The sequence below is a fragment of the methanotrophic endosymbiont of Bathymodiolus puteoserpentis (Logatchev) genome, from assembly GCF_900128525.1.
GTDB lineage: Bacteria > Pseudomonadota > Gammaproteobacteria > Methylococcales > Methylomonadaceae > Methyloprofundus.
In genome coordinates, this window is record NZ_FQTQ01000010.1 from 1 (window position 1) to 3,480 (window position 3,480).

Consider the following 3,480-nt stretch of genomic DNA (forward strand, 5'->3'; position numbering starts at 1 on the left):
TGTGCCTCTCTACTCTAGGGTCTTCAATGGATGAAAAAGATTCTACTAAACTTAATGACATAATACTGGGCTATAGAAATTGACTAGTATCGCTTATTTTTCAGATTATTTATATGCGGTTGCCCTGGGTTATTTGCAATTAGCCAATCGCGATACTTTGATTTATCAAGTAACCGGCAAGCTGGATTATTTTTATCAGTCGCTACAGTTTATTCAGGAGCATGAAGAAATTCCTATCGAACAGGGAGAGGAAGAGAGCACTCAGGAGACTTTATTTTGAGTCAGGCGCAAGGATTAGAGCGCCTATTTAAAGCGTTAGCTAATCACAGTGATTTAATTGCTCAAGCCTATTACGAAGGAGTTGTTTATAAAAACAGCAAAAACCAGCGTGCGCTTAATCAATTAAAGCAGCTCAAAGTATTGGTTAATCACAATATTGATGGCTATCGTATTTCTGGGCGCTTAGGGCAATTTGTCGATAGCGCGTTAAGCAGTGATCGCTTACGTCGATTAGATACTGATCTTGCCTCGTGGGTCGATACTTTAGAGCAGCAAATTCTTATGTATCAAGATGCATGGGATGAAAATCGCATTGAAGATGCAGAAAATTACAGCACCGAAGTTGGGCGGGTCATTTTTGATTTGTCAGATAATTTAGAGGAAAACACCAGCTATTTGCTAATGCTCATTAATAGTCGTTTTGCCAATGTGCGTACTTTGGCTGAGAAGAAAAAACAAAACGTATTTTATATCTCGCGTGTTGAGTTATTGGTGCAAGCAATTAGCTCTTTGCGCCCCGAGTATTTATTGGAAATGGTGGATGAACACCCTGCGCTATACGCTTTGCTAGAAGAGCAATTGATGCGTTTATTACCCGTTTATCATCAGCGTTTGCAGGATATTTTAGATAAGCTGAAAACCTTTTTATTTGAACTGCGTAAGATTGAAGCACGCGCACAATTGGTACAAGGTTTTGCTTTTTTTCTACGTCAGAACCCTGGCTATGAAATGCAAAACTGGTCTGAGCAGGATAGCATTCCCGAGCAGTGGAATCAGATTAAACCCTTACAGCTCACTATTTCAGCCAATACCCAAGATTATGTTGTAGAAGCTGAGTTGATTGCGATCGTGCAGAAATTGCGCATTGATAGCGAGGTCTTACTCACTAAAAAACGTAAGCCGAAGATTAACAAAATAGAAACTATCGAGCGTGAGATACAAGTAATGGAATTGCCATTGTATCGTAAATGGTTACGCCGCTATTTTGTCTTATTAGAGCAACAAGCAGGACAGAGTATTTCGGCCGTTAGTTTTCAGCAAAAATACGTACAAGAGATAGAGCCAGCGTTATGGCTAGGCTGTGTATTAAATGAATGGCTCAGGCAGCAGCGGCACACTAAGGTAAAAATGGAATTTATCCAGTTTGCCAGCCATGCGGCATTTACGGGCAATAAAAAAGTAAAGGATATTGTGCTGTGTTGGCGGGAAGAAACGAATAGCATCACGTAGGTTTTTTGTAGGGAGCGGCTTTAGCCTGCCTTTGCCGCACAAGTAAATACTTAAATACAAATGTATAAAGTGTGCCGAGGAACGAAGCGCACCCAATTTTTCGTAAATGATGCACTTCTCCCCTCAGCTCATCATCTGCAATGTGAGAGCCATGAAACCAAGTAGAACCCAATTACGTGTAGCTGAAAAAGCAATCAAAGCAAAACTTGAACTTGTCCCCTTAAACAAAAGCTGGCAACTCTTTCATGAAGAATATGCCATTGGCTCAACTCAAGGCACTAAATTAAAGCTAAGAGAGCAAGATAGAGCCAAGTTAAAAGAAATGATCCAGCTGGAAACAGGTGTTAATTTACAGCAAACAGCTATCGCTGATTTCTCTAATATGAACAGAGAACAAGCCTTAGAGCATGGCACTAATGAAAAGCTGGCGGGGAAAAGTGTAAAAGAGCAGCGCTTAGCGTTTAAAACTTTAGCTGGGCTACCTCTCAAGATCAATCAACAGCAATATTTTTTGCCTGCAAAGGGTCATATGGATATGTGCTTGGAGCAGTTAGAAAGTATTGAGCATAACTGTATTTTAATCATCGAAAATTACCGCTGTTTTGATCAACTACAGCAGATTAAACTGCAATTACCCACGCAATATAATCAGCCATTAGTGGTTTATCGAGGTGATAATTATTACAGTGAAAAAACATTAAGGCGGTTACTTGCGACAACAAATTTACCGGTTATCGCTATGCTAGATATTGATTTGAAAAGCCTAATGATTGCTTGTTCGTTTCCGCGTGTTATTGGTTTAATGTGCGTGAGTATGCCTGAATTTGAAATATTGCTACAAGAAAAAGGTAATCCTGAGCTTTATGCTAAACAATTACCCGAATGCCAGCAGGCGTTAAATGCAAGTGAAGAGCCGGTGATTAAATCGCTGTGGGGGTTGTTGCGGAAATATCAGAAAGTCTGGGTGCAAGAGCATGATTTGGGTGCGGGGTATGAGTTGGAGTTGCAACCTACGCGGCTAACTTTACCAAGATCTATATGGAATTTTTGATTGTAGAATTTTAATTCTCTGAATGTTTTGGCTAATAGCTGAATCAAAAGCACCTTCTTTATTGAAAGAAAACTTATTCAATAGAATCCTCACCGCTTTAACTGATAAATTCATATGCAAGTTAGGAGCAATAGTAATGCTAGCTAAGTAATCACTCTTTTCTCCTAAGTCTAAATTTTTATATGGAATCAACATCGTTTGACTGGTACGAAAACTCATATCCTTTTGAGGAATTCTTGATATCAATCTCCACTCACATTCCTCCTTGAATGATGGGTCTTTGAAGCATGGAGCTATAGAATATAAATTTTTAATAAAATTGCCACCCACTGCCAGAGCTAAATAATTACAGCATCGAGTTCCATCTTCCTTTACTGACTCTCCCATATAGCGAGTAGGCTCAGTGTTAAAATCCTTAATTAAAGACTTGTCAATAAATCTCGATATGATTTGTTTTTGTTTTTCTAGGCCATACTCCACTTTAACCAGGTCATCATTATTTAAGTTTTTTAGTTTAATTAAGTTAGATACATTAAACCCAATAGAATACCCGCCACTTCGACTTCCATAAGCACGCCATTGACTTAACAAGTCTCTTTCTTCTGTCAAACATGAAACGGAAATATTTAAGACCCTATGAGTATCTAACTCATCAAGTAAGCAAGTTATTTTCTCTTTTTCTTTACTATCAATTGCCCGCTCATACCTTTGTTTAAGTTCATTATTTGCAAGATGTAATCCGTGAGAAAGTTCAGTTGAATCATTAAGATAATCAATATGTGTCCCCCATATTTTATTATTATTAAGGATACCAAGTAACCCCTCTTTTGTAGTGTAGTGATATAACCTGAATTCGTATAATAAGTGCATAACCTCTGAAAGTAACGGATAGCAATACACTGGTTGAATTGAGACAAGAC

The 3,480-nt window shown here is 38.4% G+C and carries 4 protein-coding genes; 3 read left to right on the plus strand and 1 reads right to left on the minus strand.

Translation table 11 applies throughout. From position 1 onward, the window contains the following. The first annotated feature begins 79 nt into the window (after window positions 1-79). From BQ7314_RS00490 to BQ7314_RS00500, 3 genes are all read left to right on the plus strand, one after another. Window positions 80-280, plus strand: coding sequence for a hypothetical protein (locus BQ7314_RS00490; protein ID WP_174481749.1), 201 nt, complete (start codon window positions 80-82; stop codon window positions 278-280). Further along, the gene (locus tag BQ7314_RS00495; protein ID WP_174481750.1) at window positions 277-1,509 is read left to right on the plus strand and encodes a hypothetical protein; all 1,233 of its coding nucleotides are present in this window, start codon (window positions 277-279) and stop codon (window positions 1,507-1,509) included. The genes BQ7314_RS00490 and BQ7314_RS00495 overlap by 4 nt, the downstream gene beginning before the upstream one ends. 151 nt (window positions 1,510-1,660) lie before the next feature. Continuing rightward, window positions 1,661-2,560 (plus strand): DUF7281 domain-containing protein, encoded by a 900-nt coding sequence (locus BQ7314_RS00500; protein WP_174481751.1) that lies wholly within the window; start codon window positions 1,661-1,663, stop codon window positions 2,558-2,560. Here BQ7314_RS00500 and BQ7314_RS00505 read toward each other — a convergent pair. After that, window positions 2,534-3,480 (minus strand): DUF2971 domain-containing protein (locus BQ7314_RS00505; RefSeq protein WP_217423809.1); only part of this gene is annotated, 947 nt, incomplete at its 5' end. The two genes, BQ7314_RS00500 and BQ7314_RS00505, sit on opposite strands and share 27 nt — an antisense overlap.